At 35.3% G+C, this 17,093-nt stretch carries 20 protein-coding genes; all 20 read left to right on the forward strand.

Annotation, left to right across the window (positions count from 1 at the left end):
- Positions 1 to 248: 248 nt before the first annotated feature.
- On the forward strand, positions 249 to 773 hold the full coding sequence (locus BAZ21_RS26595; protein ID WP_036853255.1) for a bacteriophage terminase small subunit: 525 nt from the start codon (positions 249 to 251) through the stop codon (positions 771 to 773).
- Complete coding sequence (locus BAZ21_RS26600; protein ID WP_036853254.1) at positions 770 to 1,000, forward strand: hypothetical protein; 231 nt, start codon at positions 770 to 772, stop codon at positions 998 to 1,000. Before BAZ21_RS26595 ends, BAZ21_RS26600 begins: the two co-directional genes overlap by 4 nt.
- 32 nt (positions 1,001 to 1,032) lie before the next feature.
- Positions 1,033 to 2,634 (forward strand): terminase TerL endonuclease subunit, encoded by a 1,602-nt coding sequence (locus BAZ21_RS26605; RefSeq protein ID WP_218061449.1) that lies wholly within the window; start codon positions 1,033 to 1,035, stop codon positions 2,632 to 2,634.
- Positions 2,624 to 2,908 carry an HNH endonuclease gene (locus tag BAZ21_RS26610; RefSeq protein ID WP_036853146.1) on the forward strand — a complete coding sequence of 95 codons (285 nt, stop codon included), beginning with the start codon at positions 2,624 to 2,626 and terminating at the stop codon, positions 2,906 to 2,908. The genes BAZ21_RS26605 and BAZ21_RS26610 overlap by 11 nt, the downstream gene beginning before the upstream one ends.
- A 12-nt stretch (positions 2,909 to 2,920) precedes the next feature.
- Positions 2,921 to 4,057 (forward strand): phage portal protein, encoded by a 1,137-nt coding sequence (locus BAZ21_RS26615; RefSeq protein WP_036853147.1) that lies wholly within the window; start codon positions 2,921 to 2,923, stop codon positions 4,055 to 4,057.
- Positions 4,038 to 4,574 carry an HK97 family phage prohead protease gene (locus BAZ21_RS26620; protein WP_068505854.1) on the forward strand — a complete coding sequence of 179 codons (537 nt, stop codon included), beginning with the start codon at positions 4,038 to 4,040 and terminating at the stop codon, positions 4,572 to 4,574. Before BAZ21_RS26615 ends, BAZ21_RS26620 begins: the two co-directional genes overlap by 20 nt.
- Positions 4,567 to 5,748, forward strand: coding sequence for a hypothetical protein (locus BAZ21_RS26625; RefSeq protein ID WP_036853149.1), 1,182 nt, complete (start codon positions 4,567 to 4,569; stop codon positions 5,746 to 5,748). The genes BAZ21_RS26620 and BAZ21_RS26625 overlap by 8 nt, the downstream gene beginning before the upstream one ends.
- Before the next feature lie 20 nt (positions 5,749 to 5,768).
- Positions 5,769 to 6,032 carry a hypothetical protein gene (locus BAZ21_RS26630; RefSeq protein ID WP_002820020.1) on the forward strand — a complete coding sequence of 88 codons (264 nt, stop codon included), beginning with the start codon at positions 5,769 to 5,771 and terminating at the stop codon, positions 6,030 to 6,032.
- The gene (locus BAZ21_RS26635) at positions 6,032 to 6,346 is read left to right on the forward strand and encodes a hypothetical protein (RefSeq protein ID WP_036853150.1); all 315 of its coding nucleotides are present in this window, start codon (positions 6,032 to 6,034) and stop codon (positions 6,344 to 6,346) included. Before BAZ21_RS26630 ends, BAZ21_RS26635 begins: the two co-directional genes overlap by 1 nt.
- Positions 6,336 to 6,674 carry a hypothetical protein gene (locus BAZ21_RS30035; protein WP_036853151.1) on the forward strand — a complete coding sequence of 113 codons (339 nt, stop codon included), beginning with the start codon at positions 6,336 to 6,338 and terminating at the stop codon, positions 6,672 to 6,674. Before BAZ21_RS26635 ends, BAZ21_RS30035 begins: the two co-directional genes overlap by 11 nt.
- A complete protein-coding gene (locus BAZ21_RS26645) occupies positions 6,665 to 7,030 on the forward strand; it encodes a hypothetical protein (RefSeq protein WP_036853152.1) in 366 nt (121 codons plus the stop codon). The genes BAZ21_RS30035 and BAZ21_RS26645 overlap by 10 nt, the downstream gene beginning before the upstream one ends.
- A 56-nt stretch (positions 7,031 to 7,086) precedes the next feature.
- Complete coding sequence (locus BAZ21_RS28745; RefSeq protein ID WP_052080622.1) at positions 7,087 to 9,456, forward strand: SGNH/GDSL hydrolase family protein; 2,370 nt, start codon at positions 7,087 to 7,089, stop codon at positions 9,454 to 9,456.
- Between the two features lie 107 nt (positions 9,457 to 9,563).
- On the forward strand, positions 9,564 to 10,469 hold the full coding sequence (locus tag BAZ21_RS26655) for a phage tail tube protein (protein ID WP_036853153.1): 906 nt from the start codon (positions 9,564 to 9,566) through the stop codon (positions 10,467 to 10,469).
- A gap of 37 nt (positions 10,470 to 10,506) precedes the next feature.
- Complete coding sequence (locus BAZ21_RS26660) at positions 10,507 to 10,782, forward strand: hypothetical protein (protein WP_015979526.1); 276 nt, start codon at positions 10,507 to 10,509, stop codon at positions 10,780 to 10,782.
- A gap of 19 nt (positions 10,783 to 10,801) precedes the next feature.
- Positions 10,802 to 11,314, forward strand: a complete 513-nt coding sequence (locus tag BAZ21_RS26665) for a hypothetical protein (RefSeq protein ID WP_036853154.1) — start codon at positions 10,802 to 10,804, stop codon at positions 11,312 to 11,314.
- Complete coding sequence (locus tag BAZ21_RS26670; RefSeq protein ID WP_036853155.1) at positions 11,314 to 14,304, forward strand: tape measure protein; 2,991 nt, start codon at positions 11,314 to 11,316, stop codon at positions 14,302 to 14,304. Before BAZ21_RS26665 ends, BAZ21_RS26670 begins: the two co-directional genes overlap by 1 nt.
- On the forward strand, positions 14,304 to 15,200 hold the full coding sequence (locus tag BAZ21_RS26675) for a phage distal tail protein domain-containing protein (RefSeq protein WP_036853156.1): 897 nt from the start codon (positions 14,304 to 14,306) through the stop codon (positions 15,198 to 15,200). Before BAZ21_RS26670 ends, BAZ21_RS26675 begins: the two co-directional genes overlap by 1 nt.
- The gene (locus BAZ21_RS26680; protein ID WP_036853157.1) at positions 15,200 to 16,327 is read left to right on the forward strand and encodes a hypothetical protein; all 1,128 of its coding nucleotides are present in this window, start codon (positions 15,200 to 15,202) and stop codon (positions 16,325 to 16,327) included. The genes BAZ21_RS26675 and BAZ21_RS26680 overlap by 1 nt, the downstream gene beginning before the upstream one ends.
- Complete coding sequence (locus tag BAZ21_RS26685; RefSeq protein WP_036853158.1) at positions 16,317 to 16,610, forward strand: hypothetical protein; 294 nt, start codon at positions 16,317 to 16,319, stop codon at positions 16,608 to 16,610. Before BAZ21_RS26680 ends, BAZ21_RS26685 begins: the two co-directional genes overlap by 11 nt.
- Positions 16,600 to 17,093 (forward strand): hypothetical protein (locus BAZ21_RS26690; protein ID WP_218061450.1); only part of this gene is annotated, 494 nt, incomplete at its 3' end. The genes BAZ21_RS26685 and BAZ21_RS26690, both read left to right, overlap by 11 nt.

Below are 17,093 nucleotides of genomic sequence, written 5' to 3' on the forward strand. Positions count from 1 at the left end.
CCCGGCTGCGAATCCCCCAAAAAATCAAAAAGAAAAATCTCGCTAAATCTTGCTAAATCTCGCTAAATCTCGCTAAATCTCGCTAAATCTCAAATAAAAAGGAAATTATATGGCTATATGCTAATATTTTGGCTCGTATGAGCGTGTTTATATCATTACGATATAATTTAAGTCTAATTAACTTAACGCTCACAGGAACGAAAATATAGGCTTTAAACGATATAACCACATTTAAAAGAAAGGATAATATGCAAACACAAAAAGGTGGCAGACCCACAATTTTACCTAAGATGTATGAAGAACCGCTTTTTAGCCAAATCATTGATAAAATTGAATCAGGCTGTAATGACAGAGAAATCTACACCAGTTTGCATTGTTCGGCTAAAACTTTTAGAAAGTGGCGAGATGACAATATAAAGGCGTATGACGAAGCTAAAAGCATTGCTAGGGGAAATCTATTAGAACTAGCCGAAAGTGCCTTAGCGAGCAAACTGACAGTCAGAACGCTAAAAGAAACAGAAACAATATATGACGCTGACGGAAACGTTGAAAAAGTAAAGGTTAAAGAGAAAGAACTTGATAAAGATAGCTTGGTAGCAATGATGGTTGCTAAGGCTGGAAACCCTGAACTTTATAACCCTACTGAATGGCGGAGATTGCAACAGGAAGAATCAAGTGCTCATGACCTTAAAGCTAAAATTGAAGAACTTGACGACTATAAGCTAAGTAAGTATAAAACGCCAGAAATCAAAGTCCCAGAGGGGTTTGAATGAAAAAATATTGGGTAGTTGAAGACCATTTGGGCGGAGGACTTTATCTGATGTCAGAAAATACTTCAGAAAAAGAATTAGAAGAAGTTGAAGATTATTGTGAGACGTGTGGAGACAACGATTCTATTATTGGTCAGTTTTCAAACTGGAAACAACTTAAAAAAGAAATGACTGATGACGAAGGTTGGTGTCCATATTCAGATGAATATTTGCAATCAGTATTTGAATAGAAAGGGAATGAATGTATTATTTAAATAAAATGTTGGAATACAACAAAGAAAACGGCATTATTATTAATAAGTACATTCGCAAGACTATTCAGAAGCAAATACGTATTCATAACAAATATATTTATCGCTATGACCGTGTTACGCAAGCTATTGAATGGATAGAAGACAACTTCTACCTGACTACTGGTAACCTGATGAAAATTGAGCTACTTCCAACACAAAAATGGTGGTATGAGTTAATGTTAGGCTATGATATGGTTGATGAAAAAGGTGTTCAAGTCAACCTAATTAATGAGATTTTTCTTAATTTAGGCCGTGGATCAGGTAAGTCTAGTTTAATGGCTACGCGCGTGCTTAACTGGATGATTTTAGGCGGACAATATGGCGGAGAAAGTCTAGTTATTGCATACGATAATACACAGGCTAGACACGTATTTGACCAAGTTAGGAATCAAACGGAAGCAAGTGATACATTAAGAGTGTACAATGAAAACAAGATTTTCAAGAGTACAAAACAAGGGCTAGAATTTACGTCTTTCAAAACCACTTTTAAAAAGCAAACAAATGATACTTTACGAGCGCAAGGTGGTAACAGTTCCCTTAATATATTTGATGAAGTCCATACCTATGGCGAGGATATAACAGAGTCAGTTAATAAAGGTTCACGTCAAAAACAAGATAACTGGCAAAGTATTTACATCACTTCTGGCGGACTTAAACGCGACGGACTTTATGATAAACTTGTTGAACGATTCAAATCAGAAGAAGAATTTTACAATGATAGGTCATTCGGCTTGCTTTACATGCTAGAAAATCATGAGCAGGTCAAAGATAAAAAGAATTGGACTATGGCTTTACCACTTATTGGCAATGTTCCTAAGTGGTCAGGAGTTATTGAGGAGTACGAGCTTGCGCAAGGAGACCCAGCGTTACAGAATAAGTTCTTAGCGTTTAATATGGGCTTACCTATGCAGGATACAGCTTACTACTTCACTCCGCAAGACACTAAACTAACAGACTTTAATTTATCTGTATTTAATAAAAATAGAACTTATGTCGGAATTGACCTATCCTTAATTGGCGATTTAACCGCTGTATCGTTCGTTTGTGAGTTAGAGGGTAAAACTTACAGCCATACGCTAACTTTCTCTGTACGGTCTCAATATGAGCAACTGGACACAGAACAACAAGAGTTATGGACTGAATTCGTTGACAGAGGCGAACTAATCTTACTTGATACGGAATACATCAATGTGAACGACTTAATACCGCATATTAATGACTTTAGAACCAAAACAGGGTGCAGACTTAGAAAAGTCGGATACGACCCAGCTCGCTATGAAATTTTAAAAGGGCTGATTGAGCGTTATTTCTTTGACAAAGATGGAGACAACCAAAGAGCAATTCGACAAGGTTTCTCAATGAGTGACTATATCAAGCTATTAAAATCTAAGTTAGCGGAAAATAAACTTATCCATAACCAAAAAGTCATGCAGTGGGCTTTAAATAATACTGCTGTTAAAATCGGACAAAATGGGGACTATATGTATACTAAAAAACTTGAAAAAGATAAAATTGACCCTACTGTTGCTTTGACAATGGCTTTAGAAATGGCGGTGTCAGATGAAGTATAATGTTGACACAGTTCGAGAAAGTGGTTGGTATAATAAAAAAGAATGGTTGGCTGTCCGTGATTATGTAAGACAACGTGATAAGATGACTTGCGTAAGATGTGGCGCATTCGGTGCTAAAAAATACGAAGTAGACCATATTATAGAACTAACTTGGGAAAATCTTGATGATTGGAAAATAGCGCTGAACCCTGATAACCTACAACTCCTTTGTAAGTCTTGCCATAACAAGAAGACAAGCGAGTATAAACGTGGGAAAGGTGTGAGTTTATGGTAGAAAGGGGAAAAATTGAACTTATTCGGAAAAGTGGTATCATTTTCACGTGGAAAGCTAAACAATGATACTCAAAGAGTTACAGCGTGGCAAAACGAAGCGGTAGAATATACAAGTGCCTTTGTGACTAACATTCATAATAAAATCGCTAATGAAATAACAAAAGTAGAATTTAATCATGTTAAATATAAAAAGTCTGATGTTGGTTCTGATACTTTGATTAGTATGGCAGGTTCTGACTTAGACGAGGTTCTAAACTGGAGTTCTAAGGGCGAACACAATAGCATGGAGTTTTGGCAGAAAGTAATTAAAAAGTTGCTATGCACGCGCTATGTTGACCTGTACCCTATATTTGATAGTGAAACAGGAGATCTATTAGACCTACTATTTGCTAACGATAAAAAAGAATATAAACCTGAAGAATTAGTAAGGCTTATCAGTCCTTTTTATATCAATGAGGATACAAGTATTTTAGATAATGCTCTAGCTAGTATTCAAACTAAGCTGGAACAAGGTAAATTGCGTGGCTTGTTGAAAATTAATGCCTTTCTTGATATTGATAATACGCAAGAGTATCGAGAAAAAGCCTTAACAACAATAAAGAACATGCAAGAGGGTTCGAGTTACAATGGTTTGACACCAGTTGATAACAAGACGGAAATTGTAGAACTTAAAAAAGATTATTCCGTTTTAAACAAAGATGAAATTGACCTTATTAAATCGGAACTTTTGACAGGCTACTTTATGAATGAAAATATTTTGCTTGGTACTGCTACGCAAGAACAACAAATTTATTTTTATAACTCTACTATCATTCCTTTACTGATTCAACTTGAAAAGGAACTGACTTATAAACTGATTTCAACAAACCGCAGACGAGTAGTTAAGGATAATTTATATTATGAACGCATAATCGTAGATAACCAGCTATTCAAGTTTGCAACTTTGAAAGAATTAATTGACTTGTATCACGAAAATATCAACGCTCCTATTTTTACACAGAATCAACTTCTTGTTAAAATGGGCGAGCAACCAATCGAGGGCGGAGATATTTATGTCACAAACCTTAACGCAGTTGCTGTTAAAAACCTAAGTGATTTACAAGGCAATAGAAAGGACGTAACAAGCACAGATGAAACTAATAACCAATAGTGCTGAAATTAAAGTAACTGAAAACGAGGACGGTTCTAAGTCGTTCCAAGGCATTGGTTCAGAAGTTGGCGTAGAGAATCGTAACGGTATTATCTTGACCCCTAACTGCATTGAGTTTGCTAGAGAACGATATCCATTGCTATATGAACACGGAGCTGGATCTAGTGAAGTAATTGGGGACGCGAAAGTTTATTATGACTTAGCTTCTAATAAATACCTGACTGACTTTACGCTTTACGACAATGCACCAAACATTAACAAAGCTGTGGAAAATGGAGCGTTTGATTCACTATCAATTGCCTATTACATTACAGATTATGAGTTTAATGAAAATGATGCTCTAGTTGTAAATAAAGCACAGTTTAAAGAGATTTCTCTTGTTTCAGTACCAGCTGACCCTAACGCAAAGTTTATTCAAAATGCATTGGGAGAAGAACTCACAAAAGAACGTAACAAAATTATTGAAAGCCGTAACGCTTTGAAAGAAATTGAGGATATCAAAAAGAAATATGAATAAACCTGATTTAATCGAAAAACAGAACCGCTTGGCAGAACTTAAAGAAAATAATGTATCTTTAAAATCTCAAATTAGTGGTTTTGAAGTAAAAAATGCAATTGAAGACTTGCCTAAAGTACAAGAATTGGAAAAAACACTTTCAGAAAATTCAATTGAAATTATCAAAATTGAGAACGAACTTAACGCACAGGAAGAAAAACCAAAAGGAAAAGATAAAATGACAAACTTTATTGAATCACAAAACGCTGTAACAGAATTTTTTGATGTATTGAAAAAGAACTCTGGAAAATCAGAAATTAAAAACGCTTGGAGCGCAAAACTTGCTGAAAATGGTGTAACTATCACAGATAAAACTTTTGAGCTTCCACGTAAATTGGTTGATTCAATCAACACAGTTTTGTTAAATACTAACCCAGTGTTCAAAGTATTCCGTGTTACAAATGTCGGCGCTTTGCTCGTATCACGCTCATTTGATTCAGCTAATGAAGCAAATCTCCACAAAGACGGACAACAAAAAGTAGAACAGGCTGCAGCTCTCACTATTGATACTCTTGAACCTGTAATGGTTTATAAATTGCAATCACTTGCTGAACGTGTTAAACGACTTCAAATGTCATATTCTGAACTTTACAACTTGATTGTAGCGGAACTTACACAAGCTATTGTTAATAAAATTGTTGACCTTGCGCTTATTGAGGGTGACGGAACAAACGGTTTTAAATCAATTGAAAAAGAAGCAGACGTCAAAAAAATCAAAAAGATTACTACAAAAGCCAAATCAGCTGGCAAAACTCCATTTGCTGACGCTATTGAAGAAGCGGTTGACTTTGTTCGCCCTACTGCTGGACGTCGTTATTTGATTGTTAAAGCAGAAGACCGTAAAGCCTTGTTAGATGAGTTACGTCAAGCAACTGCAAATGCTCACGTTCGTATTAAAAATGATGACGCTGAAATTGCCTCTGAAGTTGGAGTAGATGAAATTATTGTCTATACAGGTTCAAAAGCACTCAAACCTACTGTATTGGTAGACCAAAAGTATCACATTGACATGCAAGACCTTACAAAAGTTGATGCCTTTGAATGGAAAACTAACAGCAACATGATTTTGGTAGAAACACTAACAAGCGGTCATGTTGAAACTTATAACGCTGGTGCAGTAATTACAGTAGCATAAGAATAAAATGGAGGAAGTAAATGATAGATTATATTAAGGTCTATTGTGGTATTCCGATTTTAGTAACAGCTTATGATAGTAAACTTATCTTATTCCGTTCAATAGCTATTAAATTGCTAGAAAAAAATGGTATTAAAGCTGACGAAACAAGCGTATTAGTTAAAGACTTTATTTCTTGTTATTGTCGGCTTAATATTGTTGATGAACCAGCAGAACAATGGCGAAATGCTGAAATGAAACGTTTGGCTTCTTTGCAAGAGTTAATGTATTATGGAGGTATTTAATGATATTCTCACAAGTTACATTACAGGTAGAAACGACTGTTAAGAAGAAGAACGGTGCAGAAGCTAATGTTATAAAGCCTATCGTTTTACCAGCAGTTAAACAGAGAATTAGTCAGACAAGGCTTGATGAGTTTTCTATGATTGGGCTAGGTAAAAACGTAAGATACGAGCTTAACGGAATCGGAGAAATGGAAGACTTGATTTTCAACTATTTCTTGGACGAAAAAGGCGAAACTTTCAAGCGTACAACATGGGAAAGAAACCCTAAGAATAACAAGATGATTTTAGAGGGGGTAGTAAGCAATGGAATTTGATTCTTATATAGATTGGTACAACAATTTGCTTACAATGCCTCTAAATGACGTTATTTTAGGTGTTAAGGACACGATAGAAGACAAGACGGTATATTTATCACTTAGTGACTCAAAGGTCATTAAAATGGATAATACGAGCTTTGTCATGGGTTACTATTATCAAGTTGTTTTATCTGTTAAAGATGTTGACGATGAACTTGTAGAACTAGTCGGAAATGTTTTACAAAACGGTTGGAATATGACGAACTGGTCAGAGAATAGCCATTTGTACAATTATACTGGTACTGTTTATTTGCCTTGTGGTGCAGGTGGTCAAGCATGGCAATGAATTTACTTAATACAGCAAGCATAGCTAAAGAAATGCAAACTAAAGTAACAGAACGCATGGGCGACTGGTTTGAAGCAGAATTTAAAGCTAAAGCGAATAGTGCAAGCCGAAGAACTAGATTAATTAGAAGTCATGGTCACACCTATACTTATGCTAGATACCAAAATACTGGTCAATTATCAAGTAACTTAAAACAAGTTAAAAAAGGCGATAAAATAGTTATTGACGCAGGTACTAGAGCTAATTATACTAGCGGTTATCATGGTATGTACTTTTTAAGAAATAAAAAAGGTATGCAAGACGTTAAAACAACATTGAAAAAAGGCGCTATTTATGCTAATTCAATGAAATTATAAAAGTAGAAAGTGGTTTAATTACATTTGATTGAAATTAACAATAATGGTATTTTTTAATGAGTTTAGATAATTTTAAAAATAGAGCGATTGTATGGGATACGGTCAATAAAGGCTTCCCACAACCAATTCAAATAATGCAAGGCGACGTCAACGCTAGAACATTGTCAATTAAAATACTTGATAATGGAGGCGAAATTGATTTGACTGGCCATTCATTAAAACTTACATATCAATATACTAATAGCAGTAATTCAGGTTTTGTTATGATTCCTCCTGAAAACTTAACTAAGGGAGAGTTTATTTTAGTAATTCCTACCGAAATGACAGAAACTGGAGTTATTGAAGCGAACTTAATACTTCTCAATGAAGATAAAGAGCAGGTTATCGTCAGCAAGAACCTTACGTTTATATCAGATAATTCTACGGTTACAGATTTAGCTCAAGAAGTAAATAATAAGATTGATGATTTTACAAAATTATTATTGGAAAATATGCCACAAGTAATGCGTAGTGAGTTGAATGACTTACATGCTCAAACTGAATCAAACAAGAGCAATATTGAGCTTAAAGCCAATCAAACAGACTTGAACAACTTACAAGCTGATGTCAGCAGGCAAGGGATTGCAATTTCAACAAAAGCTGAACAATCAGATTTATTAATCACAAATCAAAATGTAACAACTGCTCAAGAAACAGCAAAACAAGCTGAAAGTGAAGCCAAAAATGCAATGGCAAAGGCTACCGAAGCACAAGCGAACAGTTTAACACCAACAACTTTAAATGTTGCTTGGGAAGTTGGTAAATATAATGATAATAATGGCGAAACAGTTATTAATGAGTCTATGAATAGAACTGTAAAGTTTGATATTAGCGGTACTGTTGAATTAAATATTAAAAATCCAACTAATTATACACTTTATAAATATTTTTTATATGATAAAAATGGTGCTTTTTTACGCTATGGCGAAGTAAAAAATGGAATGAGTATAAAGCATATTGGCAAAATTGCTTTTCAAACTGCCAAAACTGGTTTTGGAAAAATGGGAGAAGATGTTGCAACGACAAAATCAAATTTTATTTTTACATCATATATTTCAACTACAGACAAAATAGACATTATTGAAGATGAATTAAAATTTCTCAAAGATAGAATGTTAGTTGATATTGACTTGACTGTAACATATGGAAAATATAGTGTTGGTAGTGCTTCAAAAGATATTAACAAGACATACTTTTCAACTCAAAAAATGACATTAAATAAGGGTTCTATTTTAAAATATACTAACTCAAAATATTTAAGATTAGAATTAGTTAAATTTAATAGCAATACTTTGAAATGTGAGAGTGTTACTGTTACAAACGAAAAAAATATAAACGCAAATGGAATATATGCTATTCAAGGGTATGTTAGATTAAAACCTCTTACACAATCTGATATTGACATGATATTAGCAGACATGCAAGTTTTAAATTACACTTCATCCACTAACAACGTACCGAGTAATTTAGATAGTTTTCAAAAAATGGTAAATTATACCCCGTCAGTAAGTAATGACACTGTTACAACAACTACTACTGCGTTTGATTATTACAAATATCCAGTTACACCTATTTGGGGACATGAATATTTAGAGCATTGGTATGAGAAAATTTATGACGGTGTAAATAATATATCAATAGCATTAGACGGAGATAGTATAACTGCTGGTTACGCTCCACTATCATCGGTTCAAGATACTTTTTTTGGCATGAAAGATTATGCACTTAAAAAAATAATGAAGGCAGGGAATTATGATTTAAAAAAATTATCAATACTAAACAATGGTTTTGGTGGTAGAAATACGAATGAATGGGTAGGAAACCCAACTTATGCTTTGCCTTACTATTTACAAAAATACCCTAATGGTTTTTTACAAACATCGATGGAACATAACCCAGACCTTTTAATAATTGGATGGGGAATGAATGACGCTGATAAAAACCATACGAAGTTCGCTGGGTTAACACTAGAACAAAGATTAAACTTATTTAAAACAAATATGGAAGAAGGATTGAAAAGAATAAGAGGAAATACAAGTGTTAATGGTAGACCAGCTTATAATAAAACCGTAAAAGATTTGGCTATTATCATCACTTTGCCAACAGTTGGAACAGTTTATAATACTGGGAGAACCTATGTAGAGTGGTTTCAAAATGTTAGACCTATAATACAAGAATTATGTCGTAAATACGAGTGTGCGTTTGCTGATTTTACAGCGAGAACTTACGCACATAATGATATGTCTATAAAAACATGGTCAGCTTTAAATTCAGATGGCGTTACTTATGGATCGATACACCCTAACAAATACTCAATGGCTCAAATTATGTCACAGTTACAAGATTTAATATATCCTGTTTGCATGTGGAATATTGATATTGATTAATATATATTTAGGATTGCATGGGAAAATATCGGTTCAGCAGTAATTGGTTCAACGACAATATATTATTGGAAACGTACTGCATAAAAAAATAAAAAGGAAAATAAAAAATGAAATTAGATTATAACTCACGTGAGATTTTCTTTGGTAATGAAGCTCTAATCGTAGCTGATATGGCCAAGGGAAGTAACGGAAAACCAGAGTTTACTAACCATAAAATTGTAACTGGTTTAGTATCAGTTGGCGCAATGGAAGACCAAGCGGAGACTAACAGCTATCCAGCTGATGACGTGCCAGACCATGGAGTGAAAAAAGGTGCTACCTTACTTCAAGGCGAAATGGTATTCATTCAAACAGACCAATCGCTTAAAGAAGACATTTTAGGTCAACAAAGAACAGAAAATGGCTTGGGTTGGTCTCCTACTGGTAATTGGAAAACGAAATGTGTTCAATACCTTATTAAAGGGCGTAAGCGTGATAAAGTTACAGGGGAATTTGTTGACGGTTATCGCGTAGTCGTTTATCCAAATTTGAGACCAACAGCAGAAGCAACAAAAGAATCAGAAACAGATTCAGTTGACGGTGTAGACCCTATCCAATGGACTTTGGCAGTACAAGCGACTGAGTCAGATATTTATTTGAATGGCGGTAAAAAAGTCCCTGCTATTGAGTACGAAATTTGGGGAGAACAAGCAAAAGATTTCGTCAAGAAAATGGAAAGTGGTTTATTCATTATGCAACCTGATACAGTTCTAGCTGGTGGAATTACACTCGTAGCTCCTGTTATTCCTAATGTGACTACTGCTACAAAGGGTCATAATGACGGAAGAATCGTAGTGCCTGCCACTTTGAAAGATTCTAATGGTGGAACTGTAAAAGTAACATCAGTGATTAATGACGCAAATGGAAAAGTAGCAACAAACGGACAACTTGCTCCAGGTGCCTATAACGTAAAGTTCTCCGCTGAGGGTTATAAAGATGTTACCGCAGGAGTTTCAGTAACTGACCATTCATAAGACTAAAAATAGATTAAGTAAAGGAATATAAAATAAAATGGCAAAACAATTGAGTACAGCACGTAAATTTAAAATGATTACAGGTAAAGACCTTTTCCAACAACAAAAGGCAATGGATACAGAACTTAAAAAAGAAGACGGAGAAATTACTGACCTAATGGAGTTCGTTCAATATGGTCTATACTTGGCTCTTTTTCAAGATAACATTGTAAAAGCTAAAAGTGACTTCTCTGACTTCCGTTCTAGCTTCGAGTTCGATACTGACGGTAAAGGGCTTAAAGAACTTGTCGAATTATGGCAGAAAGAAATTTAATGAGCTGAAAGGACTGTAAATGATTTTAAAACATGCAATTAGATACTTAGAACTAACTGGTTCAGACTTTATTACAGATTTAAAAGACTTTGCAGACCTACAAAATTCTTTTGTCGCTGGATATATTCCTGATGACTTTACAGAGCAAATGGAGAGCTTTACAGACAAGTTATTGATACTTTGGGTAGATTGTAACGGAGGAATGCAAAACGCCTTAGATGATAAAACAGAGCTTCCTACAACTAACGAGTTAATCAATATCTTCTGTAAAACTGTTTTTATTAAAGAAAAAGAGGAAACGGAAGACGATACAGTCTTCTTTTCTTCTAGTTCATTGATTAAGAAAAAGAAAGATACTGTAAGGGAAAATAAAACTTTAGAACTTTTGACTGTTTTGGGCAATAATGAAATTGATATAACACAGTTCATGGAAATGGAACTAGAACTTGTTTATAAAATAATCGAACTTATTGCAGAGAAAAAGAAAGAGGAAAAAGAAAAAGAGAAAAGGCGTAAAAGAAAGGGTATGTAATGGCAAGTAATGCAACATTTGAGGTCGAGATATACGGTAATACAACGAAATTCGAGAACTCACTTAAAGGCGTTAATACCGCAATGTCAGGGCTTAGAGGAGAAGCTAAAAACTTACGTGAAGCTCTAAAACTTGACCCCACAAATACCGGGAAAATGGCGCAATTGCAGAAGAACTTACAAACGCAGTTGGGCTTATCACGTGACAAAGCAACAAAATTAAAAGAAGAACTTTCTACGGTTGACAAAGGGACGTCAGCAGGTCAAAAGAAATGGCTACAACTTACTAGAGATTTAGGTACAGTAGAAACACAAGCTAATAGGCTAGAGGGCGAAATTAAGCAAGTCGAGGGTGCTATTAGTTCAGGCTCTTGGAACATTGACGCTAAAATGGATACTAAAGGCGTTAATAGCGGAATTGAGGGCATGAAGTCACGCTTTAGCGGTCTTAGAGAGATTGCTGTTGGTGCATTCAGACAAATCGGTGCAAGTGCTGTTAGTGCTGTCGGTAACGGCTTAAAAGACTGGGTATCTAACGCAATGGATACTCAAAAAGCCATGATTTCATTGCAAAATACAATGAAGTTCAAAGGCAATGGAAAAGACTTTGACTATGTAAGCAAATCTATGCAGAATCTTGCTAAAGATACAAATGCAAATACCGAAGATACTTTAAAACTTTCAACAACGTTCATTGGTTTAGGCGATAGCGCTAAAAAAGCGGTCAGTAAAACAGAAGCATTAGTAAAAGCTAACCAAGCATTTGGTGGTACTGGCGAAAACCTTAAAGGTGTAGTTCAGTCTTACGGTCAAATGTCGGCAGCTGGTAAAGTTACGGCTGAAAATATTGGACAATTAACCGATAACAACACAGCTCTTGGTTCTTCTTTAAAAGACACTGTTATGAAAATGAACCCCTCATTACAGCAATACGGTTCTTTTAATGACGCTGTTTCAAAAGGCGCTGTTTCGATGGATATGCTCAACAAGGCTATGGAAAAAATGGCTAAAGGTTCGGGCGGTGGAATCAAAACTATTGGGGACGCGTGGGACAGCTTCAACGAAACAATGTCAATTGCTTTAGTGCCTACTTTGAACGCTTTAACACCTATCATTAGTGGCTTAATAGACCAGATGTCTGACTGGGGCGAAAGTGCTGGTAAAGCTGTAACAAATGTAGTTAAGTATTTCCAAGACTTGTTTCAAAAACTGCAAGAAAATGCAGCCACTTTAGCATTTTTAGAGGCTTGGGATAGCATAAAAAGTGCATTTGGTTCCATAGTTTCTATTATAGGGAATGTCATAAATTCATTTATTGGAATAAATACAGAAACAACAAAAAACGCAACAAGTATAGATAACGTAGCAAAAAGCATAGCTGTATTTGCTGGTAAATTTTCAGAAGTCACGAAAAAAATAGCTGATTTTCTGCAAAAAATTAGTGAAAGTAAAAGCGCAATAGATACTTTAAAAGTAGCTTTAGCTGCTTTGGCTAGTGTATTCGTTGCTTTGAAAGTTATTGATGGAATCATTAAGGCTGTCGAGATATATAATAAGGTTGTTGAAGCTGGTACAATTATACAAGGAGCTTTCAATGCTGTAATGGCTATGAATCCATTCGTGGCTCTTGGCATAGCAATCGCAGCCATTGTTGCTGGTTTAGTTTACTTCTTCACTCAAACCGAAACAGGTAAAAAGGTTTGGGGTAGTTTCGTAGACTTCTTAAAGAGTGCATGGGACGGAATAGTTTCATTCTTTAGCGGTATTGGTCAATGGTTTGCTGATATATGGAACGGAGCAGTTGACGGAGCTAAAGGCATTTGGCAAGGCTTAGTCGATTGGTTCAGTGGAATTGTACAAGGTGTTCAAAATATTTGGAACGGAATAACAACATTCTTTACTACTTTATGGACAACTGTTGTTACTGGTATTCAAACAGCATGGGCAGGAGTTACAGGGTTCTTCACAGGGCTATGGGACGGAATAGTAAATGTTGTTACAACTGTATTTACAACCATTGCTTCTTTAGTGACAGGTGCTTATAACTGGTTTGTTACAACTTTCCAACCTTTAATTAGTTTCTTTCAATCTATATTTGGGTTAGTTGGATCAGTAATTAATTTAGCATTCCAACTTATATTGGCTATTATTCGCGGTGCTTACCAATTAGTTATCGGAGCGTGGAACGGCATATCAGGTTTCTTTGGTGTAATATTTAACGCAGTTAGTTCAATAGTTTCAACAGTATTTAGCGCCATAGGTAGCTTTGCTGGTTCAGCTTGGGATATACTGGTTGGCGTATGGAATGCAGTTTCAGGCTTCTTTGGCGGTATATTTAACGCTGTAAAATCAGTAGTTTCAACAGTATTTAGTGCAATCGGAAGTTTTGCTTCTAGCGCTTGGGGAGTAGTTTCATCAATATGGAATGCAGTTTCAGGCTTCTTTAGTGGCATATTCAATTCTGTTCGCAGTGTCGTTAGCGGAGTGTTTAGCGCTCTTGGTGGCTTTGCTTCAAAAGCTTGGGATGCAATTTCAGGTGTATTTAACGGAGTAGCTGATTTCTTTAAGGGAGCGTTTGACGGTGCTAAAGATATAGTTAGCGGAGTATTCGAGGCTTTTGGTAAATTTGCTTCAAATGCTTGGGATGCAATAACAGGAGTATTTAAGGGCATTGGCGACTTCTTTAGCGGAATATTTGGAGGAGTCAAAGATACAATAGACAGCGTTCTTGGAGGTGTAACAGATACAATTAAAAATATCAAAGGTTCAATTGATTGGGTTGCAAGTAAAGTTGGCGGACTATTCAAAGGTTCTATGGTAGTAGGCTTAACAGATGTCAATTTATCTTCTAGCGGTTACGGTTTAAGCACTAACAGTGTATCAAGCGACAATAGAACATATAACACATTTAACGTGCAAGGCGGTGCTGGTCAAGATGTTTCTAACTTAGCGCGTGCAATCAGACGAGAATTTGAACTAGGGAGGGCTTAATGGTAAGACAGTATAAAATACATACTAACTTAGACGGAACAGACGACAAAGTTTGGGACGTTACAAATGGAAAAGTTAGATTTTACCAGCCCTCTAATTTAGGGTTACAATCAACTAATAACATCTGGCAAAGTAATGGTATTGGAATAATGGGAAAACGCTCAATTACTCAACCACAAATAGAGTTTAAGCTAGAAACGTTTGGAGAAAGTTTAGAAGAAAATTATCAATTAATGAAAGACTTCGTAAACGATATTCTTAGCAAAAAATTCGTTACACTTGAATATCAAACAGAAATTTTTCAGGTGTATGCTGATTTAGCTTTAGCAGATGTCACAAAGACAGAGGGTTACGGTAAGAACGGAACTTTCAGCGAAAAGATAACTTTCGATGTAGTTACAAAGTGGTATACTTACGAAAATTTAACTTTTGACATGATTGAAAATGGTAAAGTTCTTTCTGGTAAGTCTAAAATTTATGGAGGAACCGCACCAGGAGACTATAAGTATATCGAAGGAACCTCTTACACTTATTATGGGGAAAGTGACATAGGCCGTTTAAGCCGTTGGGAAATAAAAGAAAAAATATTTAGTTTTATGGGGGTATTATATCCGAAACTTCCTAAAACACCTGCTGGAGTTAGATTTTTAGACGATGTTGGAAACGAATATACTGCAATTGTGTTTAAGACGGAACAGGTACAAGATTATATTTTAATTAATACAGATGTAAATGACGAATTTTATCAAGGCTGGAAGGGTACAACTGTACTAAACTTATTCCCTGTAATGAACTTTGAGCGATACAGAACTCGTATAATTGAAAAAGGTCAAATGGAGCTAGTTAATTTAAGTAAGGCAGAGCTTAAAATCAAGAGAAAGGCGGACTTTATTTAATGTTAGAAGCTAACGTTTATGATAACTTTAACCCTAACTATTACAATATATCTGATTTCAGAATGCCTAATGGTAAAAAAGAAAAAAGAGGCCTTCCAATACCAAAGGCAAGATGTCAAGTTATTGATTACGAACTGTGGGAAACAGGCTATCTTTACACTTCATCAGCTACATTGACCGTTTCGGTAGAAGTTGGCGATATTGTTCAAGTACTTTTTCCTGAAGTTGTTCCAATTGAAGAAGCTCTAGGTAAGAGGAAAAAACTGAATTTAGATATGGTTTACCTTGTGACCGATGTAGACGAAAGTAATAAAGCTACGTTAAAAAACTACTTTTGGGCAATGATTGAAAGTCTTGACGTTCCAAACGCAATAGCCAAAAAGACAAACTCTGGTATAATTAATTATTTAATTGACCCTAATAAAAATAATTTAATGAGTTATGGTTATTTCTTTGATTCAAGTATCTTTGCTGGAAAGGCTACGATTAATCGTAAAGCGGAAACTTCATCAGCTCATGATGTAGCAAAAAGGATATTTTCCAAGGTTCAATTTCAACCAACTACAACCATTCAACACGCTCCATCTGAAACAGACCCTAGAAACTTGTTATTCATTAACTTTGCTTCAAGAAACTGGAATAGAAAAAGAATCACGACAAGGGTAGATATTAAGCAAAGTGTGACAATGGACACGGAAACAATAGTAGAACGTTCAGCTTATAATTTTGCTGTTGTGTTCGTTAAAAATAAAGCAACAGATGACTACACAGACCCTCCTAAAATGTACACAGCAAAAAATAACGGAGATGTCATTGATTATAGCACTTATCATGGAGACGGAACAGACTTGCCAGATGTAAGGACAACCAAAACATTGTTTTATGATAGAGATGACCACGGAAACCCTCCTGAGTTGTCTACTATTAAGGTTGAAATTTCTCCCTCTACAATCGTCACAAGGTTATTCTTTAATCAAAATGAACTTTTTCCTTTGTATGTTAATGACTTAGTAGATATTTGGTACGAGGGCAAGCTATATTCAGGATATATAGCAGATAGAGTTAAAACAGAGTTCAATGATAGACTTATTTTTGTAGGAAGTGGAGACAAACCGAATGTTATATGAGTATGTAGCTACTTATGGCGACAAATATAGAATAGATAGCTTTAAAGGGCATAGAGAGCTTCGTAAAGACCACTTAGAACTATTGCAAGGTAAAGTGTACTATAATAGTAAAAACACGCTTAGAATCGAGACCACGCTCTTGTATGAAGTCGGACAATTTGTATCAATTGGTGGTTATCCTTATGGCGGTAGAAAATTTAGATTGTTAGAGCTATCAATTACTGATAACCCAGTTTTAGATAAAGCGGAAATAATTTCAAGAAAGGTTAAAAATGACAATTAAAAACTTCACGTTTTTCAGTCCAAATGGTACAGAGTTTCCAGTCGGTTCTAATAATGACGGAAAACTATACATGATGTTGACTGGAATGGGCTATAGAACAATTAGGCGCAAAGATTGGAAAAGTCCATTAAATACAGCCCTTAACGTGCAATATGTTAACACATCAATCGTTGCAGGCGGGAGGTATTTTGAACTATTGAATGAAACTGTTGCCTTAAAAGGTAATGCAGTTAATTATATCCATGCAAATATTGACTTAACGCAAACAGCAAACCCTGTAAGTTTATCAGCAGAAACATCAAATAATAGTAACGGTGTTGATATAAACAACGGTTCTGGCGTTTTGAAAGTTTGTTTTGATGTTGTTACGACTTCAGGAACTGGTGTAACAAGCATTAAGCCAATTCTTCAGGCTAGTACTTTAGATAGTATTTCTGCAAACGATTTATCACTTAAAGATTCAATCAATGCAAATAATTTATC

The sequence above is a fragment of the Paenibacillus kribbensis genome, from assembly GCF_001705305.1.
Lineage (GTDB): Bacteria > Bacillota > Bacilli > Paenibacillales > Paenibacillaceae > Paenibacillus > Paenibacillus kribbensis_B.